This window comes from Serratia ureilytica (genome assembly GCF_013375155.1).
GTDB lineage: Bacteria > Pseudomonadota > Gammaproteobacteria > Enterobacterales > Enterobacteriaceae > Serratia > Serratia ureilytica.
This window is the reverse complement of sequence record NZ_JABXOF010000013.1, coordinates 102,482-125,176: the sequence shown is the minus strand read 5'-3', so window position 1 is coordinate 125,176 and position 22,695 is coordinate 102,482. Positions and strand designations below refer to the sequence as shown.

Sequence of the window (22,695 nt, the reverse complement as noted above, 5' to 3'; positions counted from 1 at the left end):
CACATGGACTGGTTCGTCATTGGCCCCGAGATGCTCGGGGTGTTGTTTGCGGTAGCGCTGCTGGCGGGGTTTATCGACTCCATCGCCGGCGGCGGCGGATTACTGACGGTGCCGGCCTTGCTGGCAGTGGGGGTTCCTCCGGCGCAGGCGCTGGCGACCAATAAGCTGCAGTCGGTCGGCGGCTCTTTCTCCGCCAGTCTGTACTTCATTCGTCGGCGAGCGGTGAACCTCAACGACCAGAAGCTGACGATTTTTCTGACGCTGATCGGCTCGATCGCCGGTGCGATTCTGGTGCAGCACATGCGCGCCGATTTGCTGCGGCAGATGTTGCCGCTGCTGGTGATCGGCATTGGTCTCTATTTCTTGTTGATGCCGCGACTGGGTGAGGAAGATCGTCAACGCCGCCTCGGCGCCTTGCCGTTCGGGCTGGTAGCCGGCGGTTGCGTCGGGTTTTACGACGGTTTCTTCGGCCCCGGCGCCGGCTCATTCTACGCGCTGGCCTACGTGACGCTGTGCGGTTTCAACCTCGCCAAGTCTACGGCGCACGCCAAAGTGCTGAACTTTACCTCCAACGTCGGCGGGTTGGCGCTGTTCATCATCGGCGGCAAGGTGGTGTGGAGCATCGGTCTGGTGATGCTGGTGGGGCAGGTGCTGGGGGCGCGTTTGGGCGCGCACATGGTGCTGACCCGTGGCCAGAAATTGATTCGGCCGATGATCGTGATCGTCTCGCTGGTGATGAGCCTCAAGCTGCTGTACGACAATCACGGCGCAGAGATTCAGCAGTGGCTGTCCGCCTTCGTGCACGGCTGACGATGAAAATGGGCGCCGTTTATGCGCCCGTATCCCCCCGCCGGTTATCGGGTATAATGGCCTCTTTATTTTTGTGGTTATAGAGTTTTTTATGTCAGACACGCAGACCCGCCATCATTATGAGCAGTTGATCGAGATCTTCAATCGCTGCTTCAGCGATGACTACAACACCCGCCTGGTGAAGGGCGACGACGAACCGATCTACCTGCCGGCCGACGACGAATTGCCGTATCACCGCATCGTGTTCGCCCACGGTTTCTACGCCAGCGGCCTGCACGAAATTTCGCACTGGTGCATCGCCGGTGAAGCGCGCCGCCAACTGGTGGACTTCGGTTACTGGTATTGCCCGGACGGGCGCGACGCGCAAACCCAGAGTGAATTCGAAGCGGTGGAGATCAAACCGCAGGCGCTGGAATGGATGTTCTGCGTGGCGGCCGGTTTCCCGTTCAACGTCAGCTGCGACAACCTGAACGGCGATTGCGAACCGGATCGCATCGCGTTCCAACGCAAGGTGCGCGCCCGGGTATTGGCGCTGCTGGAGCAGGGAATACCCACAAGGCCTGCGCGCTTTATTCAGGCGTTGCAATCGTTCTACAATACGCCACCGTTGGCGGCCGAGCACTTTCCGTATCCGGAAGATCTCAACTGACGCCACAGCCCGTTATTTAATGAGGAAATTTGATGATCGCAGAATTTGAAGCGCGCATTTTGGCGCTGATTGATGACATGGTAGAGCACGCCAGCGATGATGAACTGTTTGCCGGTGGCTACCTGCGCGGTCATCTGACGCTGGCGGTGGCCGAGGCGGAAGAGCAGGGCGAACACACCGCCGAAGCGCTGAAAGCGCGGGTGGAGGAGAGCCTGCACAAAGCGATCGCCGCCGGGGAACTCTCGCCGCCGGATCAGATCCTGGTGCGCGGCATGTGGGAAAACCTCTATCAGGCTGCAGCCCCTGCCGCCTGATCGTCATGCCGGGGCGCGTCGCCGCGCCCCTCAAGGTTGATTAAACCGCACGTCCTTTCAGCAATTTCCGCACCCACATCCGATTCGGATTCAACGCCGCCAGCAGGCGCGCATCACCCGGCAACGGTTCGCCGAACAGCTGCGCCGCCAAAATTTCCGCCGCCAACGGCGCCGAGCACAAGCCGCGCGAGCCTAACCCGCCGATAGCGAACAGACCGGGATAGACCGGCGCATCGGCGACGGTTTCGCCGCGTTGGTTCTGCCGCTGCAAATCCTGATACTGTGCCAGCGTGGCCTGATAGTCCGGCAGCGCGCCGACCATCGGCAAATGATCGCGGGTGGCGCTGCGCACGCCGCAGCGCGCCTGATGAGCGCTGACGTCCACCTGCTGCGGCCAGGACTGCTCCGGTAGACAGCGCAGCAGGCGCTCGCGGTTCTCCTGTTGCTCCTGCTCGCGGTAGTCGGTGGCGATGTCGCCGCGCTGGTAGCTGGCGCCAATGCAGTGGTGGCCGTTGTTGGCATTAACCGGCGTCAGGTAGCCGTCGTAACACAATACCTGTTTCAATTGACCGAGGGCCGGCGAGCTTGGGATATGCGACACCTGCCCGCGTACCGAATACAGCGGCAGGGCTTCCGTCGGCGCCAGTTCGGCCAACCGATGGCCGTTGGCCAGGATCACCGTCGCATGGCATCGGCTGTCGCCGTTGGCGAAATCGATGCGCCAGCCGTTTTCTTCCTGCGTCAGCCTCTGTGCATCGTGCCGGTAGTGGCAGACCAAGCCCTGACGCTGCGCCAGCGCGATAGCGCCGCGCGTCAGCTCGGCCGGGCAGAGCCAGCCGCCTAGCGGGTAGGTGATGCCGCCAAAGCCGGTATCAACACCGCACCGTTCGCTGAGCGTCTCGCGGTCGGCCGCCATCGCCAAGGCCTGCGGCCAGTCGGTTTTCAGCATATTGGCGATCTTGGCGCCGCTCTTTTCGTCATAGGCCAACTGGCTGACGCCGCACCACTGGTGATCAAAGGCGACGCCTTGTTGCAACAGGGCATCGTACTGGCGGCGGGCGAAGGGAAACGCGGCGCTGAAAAAGCTCTCCAGCGCGTCGCCGCTGCCGTTCAGCAAAGGATAAATCGCGCCCTGGCGGTTGCCGGATGCGCCCTCGGCCGCCTGCTCATCGGCGCAGTACAGCGTGACGGTGGCGCCGCGGCGCAGCAAGGCCAGCGCGGTGAGCGCGCTGGCGACGCCGCCGCCGATCAGGGCGATGTCGGCGGTGTTGTCCGCCGCCGGGCGTCGATACCAGGGCGCCGGATGTGCAGCGGGCTGCGCATCGGCCGGGAGCTCGCCGGCGAGCATCTCACGCTTTTGGCCGAAGCCTTTGCAGCGGTTGACCTGAAAACCGGCCTGTTGCAAGCCGCGGCGCACGAAGCCGGCGGCGGTAAAGGTGGCGAAGCTGCCTCCCGGCCGGGCGAAGCGCGCCATGGCGGCGAACAGTTGATCGGTCCACATGTCGGGGTTTTTTGCCGGCGCGAAACCGTCGAGGAACCAGGCATCCACCTGGTTATTCATGCTGGCGTCAAACTGCGGCAGCAGATCGTTGACGTCGCCGAACCACAGATCGAGCGTAATGCGGCCTTCGGCTAACAGCAGGCGATGGCAACCCGGCAACGGCAGCGGCCACTGGGCGCGCAGCTCGTCGGCATAAGGCGCCAACTCCGGCCAGCGTGCATGCGCCGCCGCCAGGTCAGCCTGCTGCAGGGGGAATTTTTCGAAGCTGATAAAGTGCAGGCGCTGCAGCGTCGCGTCCGGCTCGGCTTGACGGAAGCCGGCGAAGGCCTGCCACAGCGTGAGGAAATTGAGCCCGGTGCCGAACCCGGTTTCCGCCACGACAAACAGCGAACGCGGATGGGCGGCGAAACGTTGCGGCAGCCGATTGCCGTGCAGGAAGACGTAGCGAGTTTCTTCCAGCCCATCCTGATTGGAAAAATAGACGTCATCAAACTGTTTCGAAACAGGTGTACCCTGTTCGTTCCAGGTTAGCGTTGCGGTTTGGATGGGGGCGTGGTTCACGGTCAATGGCTCGAAATTCAAGGGATGCCGCGAATTCTAACGGCGCTGGCGCCCCGGCGCAAACTGGACAACAATAAAGCTGAAAAACGCTGATCGGACTTGTTCGGCTTACATCTGTACGCTAAAGTGCGATGCAAAATCCCGTAGGTAAATAGTGGAAGAGGTATTGAATGAAACGTGCAGTGATTACTGGCCTGGGAGTTGTCTCCAGCATTGGTAATAACCAGCAGGAGGTCCTGGCAAGCCTGCAGGAAGGACGTTCTGGGATCACTTTCTCCCAGGAGCTGAAAGATTCCGGCATGCGTAGTCACGTATGGGGGCAAGTTAAGCTCGACACTACCGGCCTGATCGACCGCAAGGCGGTGCGTTTCATGAGCGACGCTTCCATTTATGCCTTCCTGGCGATGCAAGAAGCGATCGCGTCTTCCGGCCTGAAGGAAGAAGAGTATCAAAACAACCCGCGCGTGGGCCTGATCGCCGGTTCCGGCGGCGGTTCTCCGCGCTTCCAGGTGTTCGGCGCCGATGCGATGCGCAGCCCGCGCGGCCTGAAAGCGGTTGGCCCGTACGTGGTGACCAAGGCCATGGCTTCCGGCGTTTCCGCCTGCCTGGCAACGCCGTTCAAAATCCACGGCGTGAACTACTCCATCAGCTCCGCTTGCGCCACCTCCGCGCACTGCATCGGCAACGCGGTTGAGCAAATCCAGCTGGGCAAACAGGACATCGTGTTCGCCGGCGGCGGCGAAGAGCTGTGCTGGGAAATGGCCTGCGAGTTCGATGCGATGGGCGCGCTGTCCACCAAATACAACGACACGCCGGAAAAAGCGTCCCGCACCTATGACGCCGATCGTGACGGTTTCGTCATCGCCGGCGGCGGCGGCATGGTGGTGGTTGAAGAGCTGGAGCACGCGCTGGCGCGCGGCGCGCACATCTATGCGGAAATCGTCGGCTACGGCGCGACTTCCGACGGCGCCGACATGGTTGCCCCTTCGGGCGAAGGCGCAGTGCGCTGCATGAAGATGGCGATGCAGGATCTGGATGCGCCGATCGATTACATCAACGTGCACGGCACCTCTACGCCGGTAGGCGACGTGAAAGAGCTGGGTGCCATTCGTGAAGTGTTCGGCGATAATACCCCGGCTATCTCCTCCACCAAGGCGATGACCGGCCACTCGCTGGGCGCTGCGGGCGTGCAGGAAGCGATCTACAGCCTGCTGATGCTGGAGCACGGCTTTATCGCACCGAGCATCAACATCGAAACCCTGGATGAACAGGCGGCCGGCATGAACATCGTGACTCAGCCGACCCAGCGCGAGCTGACCACCGTGATGTCCAACAGCTTCGGCTTCGGCGGTACCAACGCCACGCTGGTGATGCGCAAACTGGCGAAATAATCCCGCCGGCGCGTCATTCCGCCAAAAAGCCCGCGTTTTCGCGGGCTTTTTACTGCCCGAAGCCCACCGGCCGGGCGCTCGGAGTTTTCCCAAATCACATCCCCTGACACATCATTACCTCGCCATTACACGCGTTGGGCATACAATAGCCAGGTAGCGTGATTATCGCTCGGCGTAGCTTTCTAAAGTGATCGAACATTGAGGCAAGAAGTATGAAAAAGTTAATTGCGGTTGGGTTACTGTCGGCCGTGTTGGCCGGATGCGCCACCGATTCTCCCTGCGTGCCGGTCTACGATGACCAGGGGCGTCTGGTGCACACCAACACCTGTATGAAGGGCACCACTCAGGATAACTGGGAAACCGCGGGCGCGATCGCCGGCGGTGCGGCGGCGGTTGCCGGTCTGACCCTCGGTATCATCGCGCTGACCAAGTGATCGGCGCGGAACAGGAATAAGCCCGGCCATTGCGCGCCGGGCTTTTTTATCTCACTGCACTAAAAATGCTTTGAACTGCGGCGTCATCACGGCGCTGAAACCGTCGTCGGTTTTGCTGATCAGGTAGACCGCCAGCCCTTTCTCTTCTGCGAGCTGCAACGCTTTCTCCGGGCCCAGCACCATCAAGCCGGTATCCCAGCCGTCGGCCTCGAGTGCGGTCGGGGCGATCACCGTGGCGGAAACCAGTCGGTGGTTTATCGGCCTGCCGGTGGTCGGATCGATGACATGGGAGTAACGCTGGCCGTTTTGTTCGAAGTAGTTGCGGTAGCTGCCGGCGGTGCTGATGCCGTAACCGTGCAGATCCACCAGCGCCTGCACCGCATTTTCACGATCGGTCGGCTTTTGGATCGCCACCCGCCAGGGTTTGCCCTGGCCGTTGACGCCGCGTGAAGAGACCGCGCCGCCTACCGACACCAGGTAGTTGGTAATGCCGTGACGGTTCATCAGGCGCACCAGCTCATCGGCGCCATAGCCTTCGCCCAGCGTCGAGAGATCGACATACATGCCCGGCAGATCTTTTTGCAGCCACTCCCCGCGATTGTCGCTGATCAGCTTCAGGTGCTGCAGGCCGATGTTCTGCTTCGCCGCGTCGATCTGCGCCTGTTCCGGCACCTTGACCGGATGCTTGTCTGGGCCGAACCCCCACAGGTTCACCAGTGGGCCGACGGTGATGTCCATGGCGCCGCCGGTATCGCGGCCGATGCGTTGTGCCATCAATACGATGTCCGCCATGCCGCGCGGGATAGGCTGCGGCTCGAGGCTGGCGCTGCGGTTAAACCGCGACAGCACCGAATCGGCGCGGTAGGTAGAGATATCGTCGTTGGCCCGTTCGAGCACCGTGTCGATCTGCCGCTGCAGCTCTTGTTTGCCGATCGCGACGTCACCGCTGACCTTAACGCTGTAGAAGGTGCCCATGGTCTTGCCGTCGATATCGATTTGCGGGCGAGAGGCGGAATCGTCGCAGGCGACGAGCAGGGCGCATAAGGCGCTGAGCAACGCCCCTTTGGCGAGCAGGGAAGCCATAACATGTCCTTTGAAACCGTGAAAGCCGCTACAAATAAAGTAAAGCGCGGCAAATGAAAAGCGGATAAAGGTAAAATAGCATTTTGCTGGCGCTGAAGCCGCGTCTGAGCTAACGTCTGCCCATTCTTTTCGGTGAGGTTCACACTGCCGCTATGAGTTCAACCGCCATTTCTCGGCTTATCCACCCCTTTGTCAAAGATCGCTTCTTGCATGCATTGCTGCTGGCCGGCGTGGCGATGTTCGCTTTTCATCCGCAACCGCTGTCGGCGCTGGGTGGTTTCATCGACGGCCGTACCCTCATCACCCTGTTGGGGCTGATGCTGCTGACCAAAGGGGTGGAGGTCAGCGGCTACTTCGATTTTGTCGGCCGCAAGATTATCAACCGCTTGCACAGCGAACGGCGGCTGGCGCTGTTCCTGGTGTTTTCCGCCGCGCTGCTGTCGTCGTTTCTGACCAACGATGTGGCGCTGTTTATCGTCATTCCGCTCACCATCACGCTAAAAAAGCTGTCGGCGCTGCCGGTTGGCCGCTTGATCATCTTCCAGGCGCTGGCGGTGAACGCCGGTTCGTTGCTGACGCCGATCGGCAACCCGCAAAATATCCTGCTGTGGAGCCGCTCCGGCCTCTCTTTCCTCGGTTTCATCGGCCAGATGGCGCCGTTTGGCGCCGCAATGATGTTGAGCCTGCTGGCGCTGACCTGGTTCAGCTTCCCGGCGCGCGACATCGTGAAAACGCCGAATACCGAGGGGTATCCCTACCAGCGGCCGTTGTTGCTGAGCTGTGTAGGGCTGTATGCGGTTTTCCTGCTGTGTCTCGATTTCGATCTGCCGTTGTACGGGCTGCTGGCGGTGTTCGCCGGTTTCTTGCTGCTGGCGCGCCGAGTGCTGTTGCAGATCGACTGGAGTCTGATTTTCGTGTTCGCCGCCATGTTCATCGATGTCGGCCTGTTTACCCGTTTGCCGCCGCTTCAGCCGGCGTTCGCCGCCATCGCCGGGCTGAGCGAGGGGAGCGTGTATGCGTTGGGCGTCGGGCTGTCGCAGATCGTCAGCAACGTGCCGGCCACCATACTGTTGCTCAACTATGTGCCCTCGAGCGCTCAGTTGGCCTATGCGGTCAACGCCGGCGGCTTCGGGTTGGCGATCGGATCGCTCGCCAACCTGATTGCGCTGCGCATGGCGGGGGAGCGCAAGATCTGGTTGCGCTTCCACTATTATTCGCTGCCGCTGTTGGTATGGGCCGCGTTGCTCGGCTGGGTGATGAGCTAAGCCGGTTGGCCGCTTTGTCGCGCGGCCAGCAGGCAAATGCTGCGGGTCACCTGATAGGATTTCACGAAGGCGCTGACGGGTAAAAACTCGAAGCGCGAGTGGAAGTTATGCGCGCCGGTGAAGTAATTGGGCGTCAGGATGCCACGGCTGGAGAGCGCCGCGCCGTCGGTGCCGCCGCGCATCGGGATCACCTTCGGCGGGATGCCGTGGGCGGCGAGGGCGCCGAAGATCAGATCGATGGCGCGCCGGTCCTCGCCGATGGCGTTGCTGATGTTGCTGTAGATGTCGCTGACGCTGCAGCTGACGTTGGCCCGCGGATAGTTGGCCGCCACCTGGCGCACGGTCTCCTCAAGGCGGGCTTTGCGTGCCTCGAACGCCGCGCGATCGAAGTCGCGAATCGACACCTTCAGCGTCGCCTGATTGGCGTTGGCGGCCAGATCGGTGAACCAGAAATAGCCCTCGCGCCCTTCGGTGTGCTCCGGAGTATCCTGCACATCGAATCGGTTAATGATGTCGTTGGCGATGCGTATCGGGTTGATTAATACGTTTTTCGCCGACATCGGGTGGGCGGTCACCCCCTCGATGCGGATCTCCGCCGCCGCCGCGTTGAAATTCTCGTACACCACTTCACCCAGTTCGCAGCAGTCGATGGTGTAGGCGAAATCGACGGGGAAACGCTGCAGATCCAGCGCCTTGGCGCCGCGCAGGCCGATTTCTTCGTCCGGCACGAACGCCACTACGATATCACCGTGGCGATCGGCCGCGGTCAGGTTGGCCAGCAGCGTCATCACCACGGTGACCGCCGCCTTATTGTCGGCGCCCAGCACGCTGGTGCCGTCGCTGAACAGGATCTCTTCGTTCCGGTAGGGCAGGATCTCCGGATGCTCGGCGGTACGCAGCCAGATGTCTTGCTCGGCATTCAGGCATAAATCCTCGCCGGTGAAGCGCAGGCGCTGCGGGCGAATCTCGGGCGACAGGCCGACGTCCACGGTGTCGATATGCGTGATGAAGCCGATGCGCGGCGCGCCGGGTTGGGTGCCGGGCTTGCGGGCGGTCACGGTGGCGTGCTCGTCGATTTGAACGTCGGCCAGGCCGAGCCGGCGCAGCTCGTCCGCCAACAGTTGCGCCATCTCATGCTGCCCCGGCGTGCTGGGCAGGGCGGTTGCGGCGGCGTCGCTCTGGCTGGTCACCGCCAGATAGCGGAAGAAACGTTCGGTAAGCTGTTCGGCAATCGGGCTGGTCATCGGAACTCCTCGCGGTTGGCAATCTACCGGTTTTAAAACGAAATCAGCCGATTGTCCAACGGCGCAATGCGTAAACCGCCAGAATGCGAAGCATCGCGCAGAAACGAAAAATAGCGGTGCAACTAGGAAATAGTCGCAGGTTTCTGCGGCAAAATCGGTGTTAGCTGTGGGCCGGGAAGCGCCCGCATAACACTTATCTGTCCCTCAAGGAGAATTCATGCACACCGGTCACGCTTTGCTCATCACCTTACTGTCCCTGGGCATCTCTCACAGCGCCTGGTCGTCCGCCGATACCGGGCACGCCAACAGCAACGCCAACAGCCGCGAGGTGGCCAGCGCGTTGGGCGGCCTGAATAACAAAACCTACGAGCTGGAACAGGCGCCGAAGATCCGCGTCGCCAGCTTCAATATCGCCGCCGGCAAGGTCAGCGACATGACCGCTATCGCCAAGGCGATTCGCGCGATGAACGTCGACGTGGTGGCGCTGCAGGAGGTGGATAAACTCACCGCCCGCAGCGGGCGGGTCGATCAGGCGGCGGAACTGGCGAAGCTGACCGGCATGCAGGCGGTGTTCGGCCGGGCGATCGATTTCGACGGCGGTGAATACGGCCTGGCGTTTCTCTCGAAGTATCCGCTGCACGACGCCGTGATCTATCCGTTGCCGTCCGGCCAGCGCGAGCAGCGCATCGCCTTCAGCGCCAAGGTCGATGTGCCGGAGTTCCCGACGCCGATCACCCTGTTCAACACCCACCTCGATACCAAGGAAGATCCGACGATGCGTCTGGATCAGGTGCGGGAGCTGAACGATCGCACCATCGAAGTGCGTGGCATCAAACTGCTGTTCGGCGACATGAACGACGTGCCGGGCAGCGTCACTTGGCTGGAGCTAAGCCGCTATTGGAACGACATCATGCCCAATGGGCAAGATGGCCGCAGCTGGCCGGCGGAAAACGCCGAAATCAAGGTGGATTACATCTTTAGCGGCAATGCGCAGCGTTGGCATCTGGACAGCCTGACGGTGCCGAACGCCAGCGGCGATTGGAACGGCGTGCACTGGCCGGCGGTGAGCGATCATCTGCCGCTGGTGGCGGAGATGCGCCTGACCGAGCAATAAGTCGGCCGGCGTCTCTCCGGGGCAGGGCTAAGCCGCGGCGATCCGCGCCAGCCGCTCGACGGCGCTGCGGATCTCGCCCGGCGTCAGGGCCGAAAAACCCAGCAGCCAGCCGTCGCGCTGGGCCTGAACCGTTTGGTATTGCGCCGTTAACCCGGGCGTAAGGACGCCGAGCCGCCGCGCCTGTTGGCTGAGCGCCGCCTCCCGGCCGGGCGGCAGCCAAACGCTGAGCTGCAGGCCGCCGGCGGCGGGAGCGGCCGTGGCGAAGTGGCTCAGCTTTTCGCTCACTTCCGTCAGCAGCACATCGCGCCGGCTGTGGTAGAGCTGGCGCATGTAACGAATATGCGCGGCGAAGTGCCCCTGGCGAATGAACTCGGCGGTCACCGCCTGCATCAATTGCGCGCTGTGGCCGTCATAGACCGTGCGTGCGGTGACGAAGGGGGCGACCAGCGCGGGCGGCACGATCAGGTACGCCAGCCGCAGCGAAGGGAACAACGATTTGGAGAAGGTGCCGAGATAGAGCACCCGGCCATGGCGATCCAGGCCTTGCATCGCCGGAATCGGCAGCCCGTCGTAGTGAAACTCGCTGTCGTAATCGTCCTCAATGATCCAGGCCTGTTGCCGCTCCGCCTGCGCCAGCAACGCTAAGCGGCGTGCCAGGCTGAGGGCCGCGCCGGTCGGGTATTGGTGCGAGGGCGTCAGATAAATCAAACGCGGATCGGGCAAGGAAGGTTCTGCTCGCAGGCCATCGCCGTCTACCGCCACCGGCGTCAGCGTGGCGCCGGCGCTGATAAAGGCGTTTCTCGCCCCGGCGTAACCCGGCTCTTCCATCCAGACGCTGTCGCCGCTGTCCAACAGTAAGGTGGCGATCATTTGCAGCGCCTGCTGCGAACTGGTCAGCACGATAACCTGGCTCGCATCGCAGACTACGCCACGCGTTTGGTTGACGTGGGTGGCAATGGCTTCGCGCAGCGGCAGATAGCCTTGCGGATCGCCGTAGCGCAGCAGGCTTTCCCCCTGCAGGCGCAGGCGTTGAGCGGTCAACTGCTTCCACAGGGCCAGCGGAAACGCGCGCAGGTCCGGCGAGCCGGCTGCGAAGGCCTGAGGATGCTGCGGATCGCGGCAGCCGCCGGTGTGCACGATCTGTTGGCCGCGCAGCGAAAGGCGCGGCATGGCGGTGCGGGTCGCCGGCGGCGGCGATTTGGCGATGCGGATAGCCACAAATGTGCCCTGGCCGACGCGGCGCTGCAAATACCCCTCCGCCTCCAACTGGCCGTAGGCTGCTTCGACGGTCACCCTTGAGAGGTTCAGATCCCCAGCCAGCACTCGGCTGGAGGGCAGCCGTTGCCCAACGCTCAATGCGCCGTGGTGGATGGCCTGCCGCAATGCCGCACACAGACGATCGCGCAGCGTGCCGATGGCCTGGGGCGATTGCTGAAACAGCGTGATCAGCGTGTGCCGCATAATGGGTCTTATCATGAGTAAAAAATGGGTATCAATCATAAGACCAAAATCGGGCACTATTGTCATCTGTCTTGATCAACGGGAGTGAGTGATATGTCGAAAGAATCCTTGGTGCTGGCCTTTCCGCCGGCAGCGCCGGAAGAGAGCCTGGCCTATCTGGCGGCCAAGCTGAGCCGCTATGCGGATGCCTGGGACGTGGCGGAAGATTTGCGCAATGGCGTGGACGGGATGGTGGTGATCGACACCCGTGCGGAGGCGCTGTACGCCGCCGGGCATATCCCCGGCGCGCTCAGCTTGCCGCATCGCCTGATGGATGAAGCCGGCACGGCGCACCTGGATCGCCAAAAGGTGTATGTGACCTACTGCGACGGCATCGGCTGCAACGGTTCCACCAAAGGCGCCTACAAGCTGGCGAAGTTGGGGTTTAGGGTGAAAGAGTTGATTGGCGGGCTGGATTTCTGGCTGCGCGACGGCCATCCGTTGGCCATCGGCGAACTGCCGGGGTCACTGCGCTCCCGGGCGGCCGCAGCGGACTGCGGCTGCACCTGAGGCGTTAAAACACCAGCGCCAGCACGACGGCCAGCGTCAACAGCAGCAGGATCAGCGCCACGGCGGGCTTGCTCAGCGCTTTTTGCAGCGGCAGAGGCAGGGCGGCGATCAGCGGGTTGAGCAGCGGCTGCGGTTCGACAGGGGGGCTGGCGATCGGCTGCGCCTGGCCGGCTTTCTCCAGACGGCGGGCAAACAGCTGATGAATGGCGTCGCTCATTTGCGGATGCGTCAGCGGCGCGTTGGCGCCGCAGTTGAAGCGCGTCTGGCAATAGTCGTTCATCTGCTGCAGTTCTTGCTCATCCGCCGGCTGTTTGAGCGCCGCCAGCAGGTTGTTCAGCGTTGGCGCGTTCTGCGGGCTGAGCGCCACCTTCACCTGTAAAAACTGGTTCAGCAGCTGGAAGTGGCGCGCCGGCAGCGGATCGTTGGTTTTCACGCCCACCAGATCGAACAGCGTTTGCCAAATTTTAGCCGGCGCTTCACCGGTCGCGGCGCTGAGTTTGGTGACCTGCTGCTGCAGGCTTTGATGCTCTGCGGGCAGCAGCGGGCGATCGCTGGTGGCGGTTTGCTGCGGTTGGGGAATGGTCAGGCCGCCGGTCTGCAACAGATTCAGCACCTGCTGCAGCTGCGGTGGGCTTAGCTGGCTCAACACCGTATGGCCGAACCGTTGACGAATAAAGTCACTGACCGCCTGGCGATTATTGCCCTGCGGCAGCAACTCGGCCAGCTGTTGCAGCAGTTGGCGCCCGGCATGGTTTTGCTGCGCCTGCGTCAGGCGCGTTTGCAGCAGCTGTTCCGCCGGTTGAAAATGGCGCGCCAGCAGTTCGCCGCCTTTGTCGGCGCCGAGATCGTGACGCAGAGACGCCCAGATCTCCGCCGATTTTACCGGGCTGAGCGTCATGATTTTCACGATCAGTTTTTCCAGCGTTGTGCGCTGCGCCGGAGAGAGGGGTTGATCGTCAGTGGCCGCCGTTTTGCCCGGGGAAGGGGGGCGCTCGCCGGCGATTGGGGTGCCCGGCCCACTCAAAGGTTGCATATCACCAGTCCTTCGCTGTGTATCCCCGCAGTGTGCCTGGAGGAGAGAATCGTCATTGTACCCGGCGAAAAGCGCAGGCTTACCCTCTATGATACCTGTAATTCGCCGCCATCAATACCGCCGCTCAGACATTTCTTTACCGACAAAACGTTGCTAATCGCGTCTGCGCCGCTAAGATAACCCCAGATCTGAACATGAGGATGGCATGGTTAAACGGCAGCGGATTGCAAAATGGTTTTTATGCCTGGCTTGCCTGGTGGTGCTGACGTGCATGACCCAGCGCATGGCGGGCCTGCATGCGCTGCAGCAAACGCTGGGGATCCCGGCCGCTACCGCCGTTCAGTCCAGTGATGCCGCCGCCGAAGCGCAGCCGACGCCCTGTGAACTGAGCGCCAAATCATTGCTGGCCGCGCCGCCGGTAATGTTCGAAACCGTGCTGTTCGGGCTGGGTCTGCTGCTGGCGCTGTTGGCGCCGACCATTGCCGCGCGTCTGCGCATTCCTCCTCCTCGCGCCATTTCTCCGCCCACCCTCAGGGTGCACCTTCGATTATGCGTCTTCCGTGAATGAGTTAATCGCCCGTTTTTCGCGGTGAATTAATCATTTATGGAGAATTAACATGTTGAAAATTATCAGGCTGGCCTGCGCTTGCCTGTTTATGCTGTGGCTGCCCGCCTTGCAGGCGGCGGACAGCGGCTGGCTGCAAAATCCGGCCAACGATCATGCCAAGGTGCGGCTGCGCGCCGACACGTCACAGCCGGGAGAGACCCGTCTGCTGCTGTCGGTCGAGCTGCAAAAAGGCTGGAAAACTTACTGGCGTTCCCCGGGTGAAGGCGGCATCGCGCCGGCTATCGTCTGGCAAGGCCACCCACCGCCGGCGACCTGGCACTGGCCGACGCCGCAGCGTTTCGAGGTGGCCGGCATTTCCACCCAAGGCTATCACGATCGGGTCACGCTGCCGATCGTGATGCCAGGCCCGGTATCCGGCCCGCTGGCGGGCACCCTGACGTTGTCCACCTGCAGCAATGTCTGCATTCTGACCGACTACCCGTTCAGTCTGGATCTGACGACGCCGAACGATCCGCAGTTTAATCACGACTTCGCGCAGGCGATGGGGCAAGTGCCGATCGCCGCCGGGTTGACGGATAACGTCAAGGCCGGGTATCGCAGCGGCGAGCTGCAGATTGCCGCCGAACGCGCCGGCGGTTGGCAGCGGCCCGCGCTGTTCTTCGACACGCTGGCGGATGCCGATCTCGGCAAGCCGCAGGTTGAAACCGACGGCGATCAGCTGCTGGCGCGAGTGCCGGTCAGTGATGGCTGGGGAGAGGCGGCGCCGGATCTGCGCGGCAAAACGCTGACGCTGGTGATCGACGACGGCGGCATGGCGCAGCAGATTACGCTGCCGATTGGCGATCCGCTGGCCGCGCCGGCCGGTGCGGCGTTCCCGTTATGGCAGGCGGTATTGATGGCGCTGGCGGGCGGGTTGATCCTCAATCTGATGCCGTGCGTCCTGCCGGTGTTGGGCATCAAGCTCGGTTCCATCCTGCAGGTGGAGCGGCGCGATCGGCGCAGCGTACGGCTGCAGTTCCTGGCGTCGTCGCTGGGTATTGTCGCCTCGTTTATGGCGTTGGCCCTGCTGATGACGCTGCTGCGGCTCGGCAACCACGCGCTCGGCTGGGGCATTCAGTTCCAGAATCCGTGGTTTATCGGCTTTATGGTGCTGGTGACGCTGCTGTTCAGCGCCAACCTGTTCGGCCTGTTTCATCTGCGCCTCTCGTCCGATCTGAATACCTCGCTGGCGACCCATAACGGGCACGGTCTGAGCGGCCATTTCTGGCAGGGCGCGTTCGCCACGCTGCTGGCGACGCCGTGCTCGGCGCCGTTTCTCGGCACGGCGGTGGCCTTCGCGCTGGCGGCGTCGTTGCCGGTGCTGTGGGGCATGTTCATCGCGCTCGGCATCGGCATGAGCCTGCCGTGGCTGCTGATCGCCGCCTGGCCGTCGCTGGCGCTGCGGTTGCCGCGTCCCGGCCGCTGGATGAATACCGTCAAGCTGGCGATGGGGTTGTTGATGCTGGCGTCGTCGCTGTGGTTGCTGAGTCTGCTGAGCAATCATATCGGCGTGCAGGCTACGCTGTGGCTGGGGGGGTTGGCGCTGCTGGCACTGCTGCTGGCGGTGTGGCGCCGGCAGGGGGCACGGTTGGCGGCCAAGCTGGCGGCGGGCACGTTGGTGCTGGCGGGCGCCGTCTTGCTGGCCGGCTCGCTGACCGCCGGTCTGTGGCACCAGCCGTTGCAGGATCGGGTGCAGTGGCAACCGCTGAGCGAACAGGCGATCGCCGAGGCGCTGGCGCAACATAAACGGGTGTTCGTCGACGTCACCGCCGACTGGTGCGTGACCTGTAAAGCCAACAAATTCAATGTGCTGCTACGCGATGACGTACAGCGGGCGTTGAGCGCCGATGACGTGGTCGCGCTGCGCGGCGACTGGAGCCGCCCGTCGGCCGACATCAGCGCCTTCCTGCAAAAGCGCGGCAGCGTCGCCGTGCCTTTCAACCAAATCTATGGCCCCGGCAGCCCGGACGGCGAGGTGTTATCCCCGCTGTTGACCCGTGACGCCGTGCTGCAAACGCTTTCCCATGCCAAAGGAACCGAACAATGAAAAAGCTACTGATTTTACTGATGATCATCGCCGCCCCGGTGTGGGCCGCCGAGCCTTTCACCCCGGCGCAAGAGGCGCGTATCAAAGAGATGATCCGCGAAACGCTGGTGTCCAACCCGGACATTCTGGCGCAGGCGGTGGACGCCTGGCAGCAGCAAACCGCAGGCCAGCAAATCAGCCAGGCTATCAAGCAGAATGCCAAAACGCTGTATCAGGATCCGGCCAGCCCGCGCCTCGGCGCCGCCAACGCCAAACTGACGCTGGTGACCTTTACCGACTATAACTGCCCGTACTGCAAGCGGTTTGATCCGATGCTGGAGAAAATCGTCAAGCAATACCCGGATGTGGCGCTGGTGGTGAAGCTGTTGCCGTTCAAGGGCGAAAGTTCGGTCAGTTCGGCGCGCGTGGCGCTCACCACCTGGCAGCAGCACCCGGAGCAATTCTGGGCCTTGCATCAGCGGCTGATGGCGAAAAAGGGCTTCCACGACAAGGCCAGCATCGCCGCCGCGCAGGAGAAAACCGGCGTCAAGACGGTGGCGCCGAGCGAACAGAGCATGACCACGCTGCGCACCAATATGGCGTTGGCGGAACAACTGGGCGTACAAGGGACGCCGGCGACGCTGATCGGCGATCGGATGCTGCCGGGGGCGGTGTCCTATGAAGAGCTGGAAACGATGGTGAAGCAGCAGCTGGCGAAGGCCAACCATGGCTAAGCTCAAGCGCTGGGGGCGCGAGTTGCTGCTGCTGGCGCTGATCGCACTGGCGGTGATCACGGTGATGGATTGGCTGAACGCGCCGCAGGCGCCGCCGGCCTTCGATGCCCAGACGCTGACCACGTTGGACGGCGAGCGCGTGTCGTTGGCGCAGCTCAGTCATGAGCGGCCGCTGCTGGTTTACTTCTGGGCCAGCTGGTGCGGCGTTTGTCGTTTCACCACGCCGGACGTCGCCCGTTTGCAGGCGGCGGGCGGCAACGTGCTGACCGTCGCGCTGCGATCGGGCGACGATACCCAGGTGAAACAGTGGCTGGTGCGCAAACGGCTGGCGCTGCCGGTGGTCAACGATCCGGCCGGTACGCTGTCGGCGCAGTGGCAGATTGGCGTGACGCCGACCTTCGTGGTGGTCTCGCAGGGCAAGGTGGTGCAGAGCACCACCGGCTGGACCAGCTACTGGGGGATGAAGCTGCGGCTGTGGTGGGCCGCCGTCTAACCGGCGTTTTTCTCTGCTATCACTTCCTCAATCGCCCGGCTAAGCCGGGCGATACCTTCTTCAATCTGCGGCGGCGAGTTGGCGGCGAAGTTTAGCCGCAGACTGTGCGCGCCCAGCTGTTCCTGGGCATAAAAGCATTCGCCGCGCGCGAAAGTGACGCCGTGCCGCCAGGCTACCGGCATCAGCTCGGTGGTGGTCACCGTCGCGGGCAGCGTCAGCCAGATAAACAAGCCGCCTTGCGGCGTTTCGAAACGGCACCCCGGCGGCAACCGCCGTTGCAACGCGTCGAGCATCACTTCCAGATGCAGGCGATAGACGCGCCCGGCGCGGCGCAGCTGCTTGTCGTAACGGCCGACGGTGACAAACGCGTCCAGCGCCCGCTGGATCAGGCTGGAACTGGTGAAGCTGTCAACGTGCTTGCGCCGCGCGAAGCGCTGATAGTGCTCGCTGTCCGCCACCAGATAGCCGATGCGCATGCTGGGCAGCAGCATCTTGGAGAAGGTGCTGACGTAGATCACCGCGCCCGGTTGCGCCAGCGCGCGCAGAGACGGCAGCTGTTTGCCCTGATAACGCAGATCGCCGACGAAGTCATCTTCCAGGATCACCACGCCGGCCTGTTGGGCGATCGCCAGCAGGCGTCGCCGCCGCGCCTCGCTCAGGCAGCGGCCGGTCGGGTTGTGGAAATTGGGGATGGTGTAGATCAGTTTGGGGCGGTGGCGTTCCAGCAACTCGGGCAATCGTTCGACCAGCATGCCGTGGCGATCGCCCGGCACGGTGACGATATTGATGCGGTGCTGGCGCAGCAGGCCCAGCGCTTCGGCGTAGGTCGGTTCTTCGACGATCACCGTATCGCCCGGCGCCAGCAGGCTTTGCACCACCAGGCTGATGGCATGCTGCGAGCCGTTGGTGATCAGCACCTGTTCCGCCTGCGTGGGGATGCCCTGCGCGCTGAGAATGCGGCTCAGCGTATCGCGCAGCGGGTAGTAGCCGCAGTATTCGCCGTAGCTGAAGGCCTCTTCCGCATGGCGGCTGAGCACCGACAGCAGCACTTTGCGAAACGCCTCCAGCGGAAACACCTTAGGGCTGCCGACGCCGGCGGCGAAGTTGATCAGCCTCTCCGGCAGCGGGGCGTCGGCATAGCCGTCCAGCCGCGAGGTGAGGGTGGTGAAGCTCTCCAGCGGGAAGGGGGCATCGCTGGTCGGCCGGGCCGGGCGCGTTTGCGCCTGCGGGTGCGCAACATAGGCGCCGCTGCCGCGTCGCTGATGCAAAAAGCCCTTGGCCGCCAGTTCGGCATAGGCGTTATCCACCGTCAAACGGCTGACCGCCAATTCGGCCGCCAGCGTGCGCGTTGAGGGCAGCTTGTCGCCATCCACGAACACGCCGGTGAGGATGGCGCGCCGCAGCGCTTCTTCGATCTGTAAATAGAGCGGAACGTCCTGCTCGCGATCTAACGGAATGTGCATGCGAAATTGGCCCGGTTAGGGAGAGAGCTTTTTACTATACCCCATGTCAACAGGGCTTCAAGCGCAGAAAAGTGGCCTGCATGACAAGGCCGAAAAGTGGCTATAGTGGGAAAATATGGCCGCGTTACACTGTGCGCCTGAGCATTTATGTCGCCATTTTCCCGAGGATCTCATGTCATTACCGTCAGGCGTTTCCGCCCGGCCTTTGCTGCCCGGCGTGCGTCTCTTTCAGGGCAGCCGCCAGGGTTACGTCATCGCCATTATCAGCGCCATGCTGCTGGCCTTTACCGCCATCATCATCCGCGCGCTGACCGAATACTATCACCTGCCGACCTTCGTGCTGGCGTTCTGGCGCGCGGCGCTGGTGGCGCTGGTGCTGTTGCCGCTGCTGTTGATGGTGAAACCGCAGTGGGCGCGCCTGCGGCGTGAACAGGTATTGTTCTATGCGCTTTACGGGCTGCTGCTGGCGCTGTTCAACAGCCTGTGGACGCTGTCGGTGGCGCTGAACGGCGCATCGGTGGCGACCATTCTGACCTACTGTTCGGTGGGCTTTACCGTGTTCCTCGGCTGGGTGATGTACAGCGAACGCCTGACGCTGCGCCAACTGCTGGTGATCGCCATCAGCCTGGGCGGTTGTTTCCTGGTCAGCAACGGCGACAGCATGGGCAACCAGCACTTCGATTTGTTGGGGCTGCTGGTGGGGATGCTGTCGGGCATCGGCTATACCCTGTATACCCTCGGCGGGCGGGTGGCCAGCGAACGGGGCTATCCGGTGTGGAACACCATTTTGTACGTTTTCGGTTTTTCGGCGCTGTATCAGCTGGTGTTCAACGCGGCGCTGACGGCGTTCCCGCTGGCGGCGTTCCACGGCATGGCCGGCGATCTGTGGTTCCTGTCGCACGGCGCGCAGGGCATTCAGTGGAGCGGCTGGCTGTTGCTGCTGGCGCTGGCCGCCGGGCCGACGCTGTTGGGCTTCGGGTTGTATAACATCAGCCTGAAAACGCTGCCGCTGGCCGTAGCCAACCTGATCCTGTCGTTGGAGCTGGTTTTCACCGCGGTGATCGCCTATTTCCTGCTGGGGGAAAACATGAATCAGCTGCAGCTGCTGGGCAGCGCGTTGGTCATGGGTGGGGTGCTGCTGTTGAAAAGCAAGACCGCCGAGGCGTGATCGGTTACCATTTCGCCTCGCAAGAGAGGCGGTAATCATGAATAACCCGAGATTGAAACGAGCGCTTATCGCTTGAATGGCCGTGTTGAGTGAACGACAATACGGCCACAGACATTCCGTTCCGTGGCTTTTATTCCCGTAACAAGAGAATACGCCATGTCCGAAAAACACTGGTCCAACACCGAACTGCTGCATCAGACGGTGACTAACCCGAATATTATCGTCAAAGGCACCCACAGCTACTACAGCGACTGCTGGGATAACGGTTTCGAACGCTCGGTGGTGCGCTATCTGCACGGCGACGCGGTCAGCCGGCAATGGCAGCCGCTGGGCGAAATAGATCGCCTGCTGATCGGCGACTATGTCTGCATCGCGGCCGAAGCGGTGATCCTGATGGGGGGCAATCACACCCATCGCATCGACTGGTTGAGCCTGTACCCGTTTATGGCAACCATCAAACAGGCGTACCGCCCCAAAGGCGATACCCGGCTGGGTGACGGTTGCTGGATTGGCATGCGGGCGATGTTGATGCCAGGGGTATCGATAGGCGAAGGGGCGATCGTCGCCGCCGGCAGCGTGGTGACCGGCGACGTTGAACCTTATGCCATCGTCGGCGGCAATCCGGCGAGGTTTATCCGTTGGCGATTCGCGCCGGAAGTTATCGCGCGCTTGCTCGCCTTGCGCCTCTATGACTTGTCCGAGGCGGACTTTGCGGTGATTCAGCCCCTGCTCGCCGATGACGATATCGGGGCGCTGGAAAGGGGAATTGCGGCCTTGCGCCGTTAAACACAACGGGCGGGAAATTCCCGCCCGTTACGCGTTACTCGGCCTTGGCCTCGGCCGCCGGATGGCGGCGTTTGCGCATCAGGCGCAGCAGCGGCGGCAGCGCCAGCACCGCGACCGCCAGCACCAGCAGCGTTTGCGCGATGCTGCTGCTCCACAGGATGCCGAATTCACCGTTGCTGATCGACAGCGCGCGACGCAGATTCTGCTCCAGCATCTCACCCAGCACGAAGCCCAGAATCAGCGGCGACATCGGGAAGTGCATTTTGCGCAGGATGTAGCCGAACACGCCCAACCCGACCATCAGCAGCAGGTCGAAGGTGGTGCTGTGCACCGCATAAACCCCCACCGCCGATACCGCGGCGATCGCCGGCACCAGGAACCACAGCGGGATGGTCAGCATGCGGGTGAACAGGCCAACCAGCGGCAGGTTCATGATCAGCAAGATGACGTTAGCGATCAGCAGCGCGGCGATCAGTCCCCAGACGATATCCGGTTGTTCGGTAAACATCGCCGGACCGGGGGTGATGTTATACAGCGTCAGCGCCCCCATCATCACCGCCGTGGTGCCGGATCCCGGCACCCCCAGCGTCAGCATCGGAATGAACGAACCGCAGGCCGAGGCGTTGTTGGCCGCTTCCGGCGCCGCTACGCCGCGGATGTCGCCTTTGCCGAAGGTGTCGCTGTTGCCGCTGATTTTCTTCTCGGTCATGTAGGTCAGCGCGCTGGCGATGGTGGCGCCGGCGCCCGGCAGAATGCCGACGAAGAAGCCGATCACCGACGAGCGCAGGGTAGGGCCTGCGCATTGCGCCGCCTCTTTGCGGTTGAACAGCAACCGGCCGGTTTTACGCACCAGCTTTTGCCCGGCGCTGGTGCTTTCCAGCATCAGCAGGATCTCGCTGACCGAGAACAGGCCGATCACCACCACGATAAACTGCACGCCGTCGGAGAGGTGTACGCTGTCAAAGGTAAAGCGGTAAACGCCGGTGTTGGCGTCGACGCCCACCGTCGCCAGCCCCAGGCCGATCAGCGCCGCCAGCAGGGATTTCAGCGGGTTTTGGCTCATCATGCTGCCGAGGCAGGCGATGGCGAACACCATCAGGGCAAAATACTCCGCCGGGCCGAAGGCCAGCGACCAGCGGGCCAGCAGCGGCGCGAACAGAATAATGCCGCCGATGGCGATCATCGAGCCGACGAACGAGCTGACCGCCGAGATGGACAGCGCCACGCCGGCGCGCCCCTGCTGCGCCATCGGGTAGCCGTCCAGCGCGGTCATGATCGCCGCCGCATCGCCCGGCACGTTGAGCAGAATCGACGAGATGCGCCCGCCGTATTCGCAGCCGATATACACCGTCGCCAGCAGGATCAGCGCCGATTCGGCCGGCAGTTTGAGGGCGAACGCCAGCGGCAGCAGGATCGCCACGCCGTTGATCGGCCCGAGGCCCGGCAGCAGGCCGACGATGGTGCCGACGAAGCAGCCGATCAGGGCGATAATCAGGTTTTGCGGCACCAGCGCCACTTCAAACCCTTGGGTCAAATACATCCAGGTATCCATCATCGCTCCCGTTAGCTCAGCCAGGCGCCGAGCGGCAGTGTGACATCGAGAAGTTGGTCAAAGGCGTAGTACAACGCTGCGCCCATGATGACGCCGGAGAGGGCCGCCGCCGGCAGGCTGGCCTGAAACAGCAGGCCGATGCTGAACGTCAGCAGCGCGGTCGCCAGCGGAAAGCCGAGCCATTCAAACCCCCAGGCATACAGCACCAGGGTGATCACCAGCACCAGCAGCCGCTGCATCACCTTGTGGTGCGGCCATTCCACCGCCTGCGGGCGGCGCAGCAACAGCAGCGCCGCGCACAGCGCCATCAGGCTGAGGATCGCCAGCGGGAACGGGCGCGGCCCCAGCGGTTCATAGCTGTATTCGCTCTGGATGCCCCAGCCGATGAACAGCCCGCCGATACACAGCAGCAGCCAAAAGCCGGCAAAAATACGATCGCTCATGGTTTTCCCCTGCG

General features: G+C 62.8%; 22 protein-coding genes. 14 read left to right on the top strand and 8 right to left on the bottom strand.

Annotation, left to right across the window (positions count from 1 at the left end; all coding sequences use genetic code 11):
* The first annotated feature begins 3 nt into the window (after nt 1–3).
* The 3 genes from HWW83_RS22255 (at nt 4) to HWW83_RS22245 (ending at nt 1,773) form a co-directional block, all read left to right on the top strand.
* Nucleotides 4–810, top strand: coding sequence for a sulfite exporter TauE/SafE family protein (locus tag HWW83_RS22255; RefSeq protein WP_047025284.1), 807 nt, complete (start codon nt 4–6; stop codon nt 808–810).
* A 91-nt stretch (nt 811–901) separates the two neighbouring features.
* A complete protein-coding gene (locus HWW83_RS22250; protein ID WP_033651970.1) occupies nt 902–1,459 on the top strand; it encodes an elongation factor P hydroxylase in 558 nt (185 codons plus the stop codon).
* A 32-nt stretch (nt 1,460–1,491) separates the two neighbouring features.
* Nucleotides 1,492–1,773 (top strand): YfcL family protein, encoded by a 282-nt coding sequence (locus HWW83_RS22245; RefSeq protein WP_033643907.1) that lies wholly within the window; start codon nt 1,492–1,494, stop codon nt 1,771–1,773.
* Between the two features lie 40 nt (nt 1,774–1,813).
* On the opposite strand, the gene mnmC is transcribed toward HWW83_RS22245, so the two are convergent.
* A complete protein-coding gene (gene mnmC / locus HWW83_RS22240; protein WP_069100406.1) occupies nt 1,814–3,835 on the bottom strand; it encodes a bifunctional tRNA (5-methylaminomethyl-2-thiouridine)(34)-methyltransferase MnmC2/FAD-dependent 5-carboxymethylaminomethyl-2-thiouridine(34) oxidoreductase MnmC1 in 2,022 nt (673 codons plus the stop codon).
* Nucleotides 3,836–4,005: 170 nt separating this feature from the next.
* Between mnmC and fabB the strand changes: the two genes are divergently transcribed.
* Both fabB and HWW83_RS22230 read left to right on the top strand, forming a co-directional pair.
* Nucleotides 4,006–5,226 carry a beta-ketoacyl-ACP synthase I gene (gene fabB, locus HWW83_RS22235; protein WP_016926857.1) on the top strand — a complete coding sequence of 407 codons (1,221 nt, stop codon included), beginning with the start codon at nt 4,006–4,008 and terminating at the stop codon, nt 5,224–5,226.
* Nucleotides 5,227–5,438: 212 nt separating this feature from the next.
* Nucleotides 5,439–5,660 (top strand): putative periplasmic lipoprotein, encoded by a 222-nt coding sequence (locus HWW83_RS22230; RefSeq protein WP_004936201.1) that lies wholly within the window; start codon nt 5,439–5,441, stop codon nt 5,658–5,660.
* Between the two features lie 51 nt (nt 5,661–5,711).
* Here HWW83_RS22230 and apbE read toward each other — a convergent pair whose 3' ends face one another.
* Complete coding sequence (gene apbE / locus HWW83_RS22225) at nt 5,712–6,743, bottom strand: FAD:protein FMN transferase ApbE (protein ID WP_042785119.1); 1,032 nt, start codon at nt 6,741–6,743, stop codon at nt 5,712–5,714.
* 152 nt (nt 6,744–6,895) lie between these two features.
* Here apbE and HWW83_RS22220 point away from each other — a divergent pair, with 152 nt between their 5' ends.
* Complete coding sequence (locus HWW83_RS22220) at nt 6,896–8,008, top strand: SLC13 family permease (protein ID WP_033643905.1); 1,113 nt, start codon at nt 6,896–6,898, stop codon at nt 8,006–8,008.
* On the opposite strand, the gene pepT is transcribed toward HWW83_RS22220, so the two are convergent.
* Complete coding sequence (pepT, locus tag HWW83_RS22215; RefSeq protein ID WP_042785118.1) at nt 8,005–9,252, bottom strand: peptidase T; 1,248 nt, start codon at nt 9,250–9,252, stop codon at nt 8,005–8,007. The two genes, HWW83_RS22220 and pepT, sit on opposite strands and share 4 nt — an antisense overlap.
* Before the next feature lie 217 nt (nt 9,253–9,469).
* Here pepT and HWW83_RS22210 point away from each other — a divergent pair, with 217 nt between their 5' ends.
* Nucleotides 9,470–10,366, top strand: coding sequence for an endonuclease/exonuclease/phosphatase family protein (locus tag HWW83_RS22210; protein ID WP_170852918.1), 897 nt, complete (start codon nt 9,470–9,472; stop codon nt 10,364–10,366).
* A gap of 27 nt (nt 10,367–10,393) precedes the next feature.
* Here the strand turns inward: HWW83_RS22210 and pdxR (HWW83_RS22205) are convergent, their stop codons facing one another.
* Nucleotides 10,394–11,827 carry a MocR-like pyridoxine biosynthesis transcription factor PdxR gene (gene pdxR / locus HWW83_RS22205; RefSeq protein ID WP_170852917.1) on the bottom strand — a complete coding sequence of 478 codons (1,434 nt, stop codon included), beginning with the start codon at nt 11,825–11,827 and terminating at the stop codon, nt 10,394–10,396.
* 93 nt (nt 11,828–11,920) lie between these two features.
* On the opposite strand from pdxR (HWW83_RS22205), the gene HWW83_RS22200 reads away from it, so the two are divergent.
* Nucleotides 11,921–12,376: a rhodanese-like domain-containing protein gene (locus HWW83_RS22200; protein WP_176589556.1), complete on the top strand. Its 456-nt coding sequence runs from the start codon at nt 11,921–11,923 to the stop codon at nt 12,374–12,376.
* Nucleotides 12,377–12,380: 4 nt separating this feature from the next.
* On the opposite strand, the gene flk is transcribed toward HWW83_RS22200, so the two are convergent.
* Nucleotides 12,381–13,409 carry a flagella biosynthesis regulator Flk gene (flk, locus tag HWW83_RS22195; protein ID WP_089197272.1) on the bottom strand — a complete coding sequence of 343 codons (1,029 nt, stop codon included), beginning with the start codon at nt 13,407–13,409 and terminating at the stop codon, nt 12,381–12,383.
* A gap of 205 nt (nt 13,410–13,614) precedes the next feature.
* Here flk and HWW83_RS22190 point away from each other — a divergent pair, with 205 nt between their 5' ends.
* Genes HWW83_RS22190 through HWW83_RS22175 form a run of 4 tightly spaced genes read left to right on the top strand, consistent with a single transcriptional unit; the run spans nt 13,615 to nt 17,269 of the window.
* On the top strand, nt 13,615–13,977 hold the full coding sequence (locus tag HWW83_RS22190; RefSeq protein WP_033639760.1) for a hypothetical protein: 363 nt from the start codon (nt 13,615–13,617) through the stop codon (nt 13,975–13,977).
* 49 nt (nt 13,978–14,026) lie between these two features.
* Nucleotides 14,027–16,063 carry a protein-disulfide reductase DsbD family protein gene (locus HWW83_RS22185; RefSeq protein ID WP_033643900.1) on the top strand — a complete coding sequence of 679 codons (2,037 nt, stop codon included), beginning with the start codon at nt 14,027–14,029 and terminating at the stop codon, nt 16,061–16,063.
* Nucleotides 16,060–16,776, top strand: coding sequence for a DsbA family protein (locus HWW83_RS22180; protein WP_116286719.1), 717 nt, complete (start codon nt 16,060–16,062; stop codon nt 16,774–16,776). Before HWW83_RS22185 ends, HWW83_RS22180 begins: the two co-directional genes overlap by 4 nt.
* Nucleotides 16,769–17,269, top strand: a complete 501-nt coding sequence (locus HWW83_RS22175; RefSeq protein WP_176589555.1) for a protein disulfide oxidoreductase — start codon at nt 16,769–16,771, stop codon at nt 17,267–17,269. The genes HWW83_RS22180 and HWW83_RS22175 overlap by 8 nt, the downstream gene beginning before the upstream one ends.
* Here the strand turns inward: HWW83_RS22175 and pdxR (HWW83_RS22170) are convergent.
* Nucleotides 17,266–18,732 (bottom strand): MocR-like pyridoxine biosynthesis transcription factor PdxR, encoded by a 1,467-nt coding sequence (gene pdxR, locus HWW83_RS22170; protein ID WP_176589554.1) that lies wholly within the window; start codon nt 18,730–18,732, stop codon nt 17,266–17,268. The genes HWW83_RS22175 and pdxR (HWW83_RS22170) overlap by 4 nt on opposite strands.
* 172 nt (nt 18,733–18,904) lie before the next feature.
* Here pdxR (HWW83_RS22170) and HWW83_RS22165 point away from each other — a divergent pair, with 172 nt between their 5' ends.
* Both HWW83_RS22165 and HWW83_RS22160 read left to right on the top strand, forming a co-directional pair.
* Nucleotides 18,905–19,900 (top strand): DMT family transporter, encoded by a 996-nt coding sequence (locus HWW83_RS22165; protein ID WP_176589553.1) that lies wholly within the window; start codon nt 18,905–18,907, stop codon nt 19,898–19,900.
* Between the two features lie 156 nt (nt 19,901–20,056).
* Nucleotides 20,057–20,686, top strand: a complete 630-nt coding sequence (locus tag HWW83_RS22160) for a CatB-related O-acetyltransferase (RefSeq protein WP_176589552.1) — start codon at nt 20,057–20,059, stop codon at nt 20,684–20,686.
* 34 nt (nt 20,687–20,720) lie between these two features.
* Here HWW83_RS22160 and HWW83_RS22155 read toward each other — a convergent pair whose 3' ends face one another.
* On the bottom strand, nt 20,721–22,238 hold the full coding sequence (locus tag HWW83_RS22155) for a tripartite tricarboxylate transporter permease (RefSeq protein WP_033643892.1): 1,518 nt from the start codon (nt 22,236–22,238) through the stop codon (nt 20,721–20,723).
* 11 nt (nt 22,239–22,249) lie between these two features.
* The gene (locus HWW83_RS22150; RefSeq protein WP_122016661.1) at nt 22,250–22,681 is read right to left on the bottom strand and encodes a tripartite tricarboxylate transporter TctB family protein; all 432 of its coding nucleotides are present in this window, start codon (nt 22,679–22,681) and stop codon (nt 22,250–22,252) included.
* Nucleotides 22,682–22,695: the final 14 nt, after the last annotated feature.

Coding starts and splice junctions, on each gene's coding strand:
- HWW83_RS22165 (WP_176589553.1), top strand. CDS start 18,905: ATGTCATTACCGTCAGGCGTTTCCGCCCGGCCTTTGCTGCCCGGCGTG.
- HWW83_RS22185 (WP_033643900.1), top strand. CDS start 14,027: ATGTTGAAAATTATCAGGCTGGCCTGCGCTTGCCTGTTTATGCTGTGG.
- pdxR (WP_170852917.1), bottom strand. CDS start 11,827: ATGCGGCACACGCTGATCACGCTGTTTCAGCAATCGCCCCAGGCCATC.
- HWW83_RS22220 (WP_033643905.1), top strand. CDS start 6,896: ATGAGTTCAACCGCCATTTCTCGGCTTATCCACCCCTTTGTCAAAGAT.
- HWW83_RS22245 (WP_033643907.1), top strand. CDS start 1,492: ATGATCGCAGAATTTGAAGCGCGCATTTTGGCGCTGATTGATGACATG.
- apbE (WP_042785119.1), bottom strand. CDS start 6,743: ATGGCTTCCCTGCTCGCCAAAGGGGCGTTGCTCAGCGCCTTATGCGCC.
- HWW83_RS22190 (WP_033639760.1), top strand. CDS start 13,615: ATGGTTAAACGGCAGCGGATTGCAAAATGGTTTTTATGCCTGGCTTGC.
- HWW83_RS22250 (WP_033651970.1), top strand. CDS start 902: ATGTCAGACACGCAGACCCGCCATCATTATGAGCAGTTGATCGAGATC.
- HWW83_RS22255 (WP_047025284.1), top strand. CDS start 4: ATGGACTGGTTCGTCATTGGCCCCGAGATGCTCGGGGTGTTGTTTGCG.
- HWW83_RS22180 (WP_116286719.1), top strand. CDS start 16,060: ATGAAAAAGCTACTGATTTTACTGATGATCATCGCCGCCCCGGTGTGG.
- HWW83_RS22155 (WP_033643892.1), bottom strand. CDS start 22,238: ATGGATACCTGGATGTATTTGACCCAAGGGTTTGAAGTGGCGCTGGTG.
- flk (WP_089197272.1), bottom strand. CDS start 13,409: ATGCAACCTTTGAGTGGGCCGGGCACCCCAATCGCCGGCGAGCGCCCC.
- HWW83_RS22200 (WP_176589556.1), top strand. CDS start 11,921: ATGTCGAAAGAATCCTTGGTGCTGGCCTTTCCGCCGGCAGCGCCGGAA.
- pepT (WP_042785118.1), bottom strand. CDS start 9,252: ATGACCAGCCCGATTGCCGAACAGCTTACCGAACGTTTCTTCCGCTAT.
- HWW83_RS22160 (WP_176589552.1), top strand. CDS start 20,057: ATGTCCGAAAAACACTGGTCCAACACCGAACTGCTGCATCAGACGGTG.
- HWW83_RS22230 (WP_004936201.1), top strand. CDS start 5,439: ATGAAAAAGTTAATTGCGGTTGGGTTACTGTCGGCCGTGTTGGCCGGA.
- HWW83_RS22150 (WP_122016661.1), bottom strand. CDS start 22,681: ATGAGCGATCGTATTTTTGCCGGCTTTTGGCTGCTGCTGTGTATCGGC.
- fabB (WP_016926857.1), top strand. CDS start 4,006: ATGAAACGTGCAGTGATTACTGGCCTGGGAGTTGTCTCCAGCATTGGT.
- pdxR (WP_176589554.1), bottom strand. CDS start 18,732: ATGCACATTCCGTTAGATCGCGAGCAGGACGTTCCGCTCTATTTACAG.
- HWW83_RS22175 (WP_176589555.1), top strand. CDS start 16,769: ATGGCTAAGCTCAAGCGCTGGGGGCGCGAGTTGCTGCTGCTGGCGCTG.
- HWW83_RS22210 (WP_170852918.1), top strand. CDS start 9,470: ATGCACACCGGTCACGCTTTGCTCATCACCTTACTGTCCCTGGGCATC.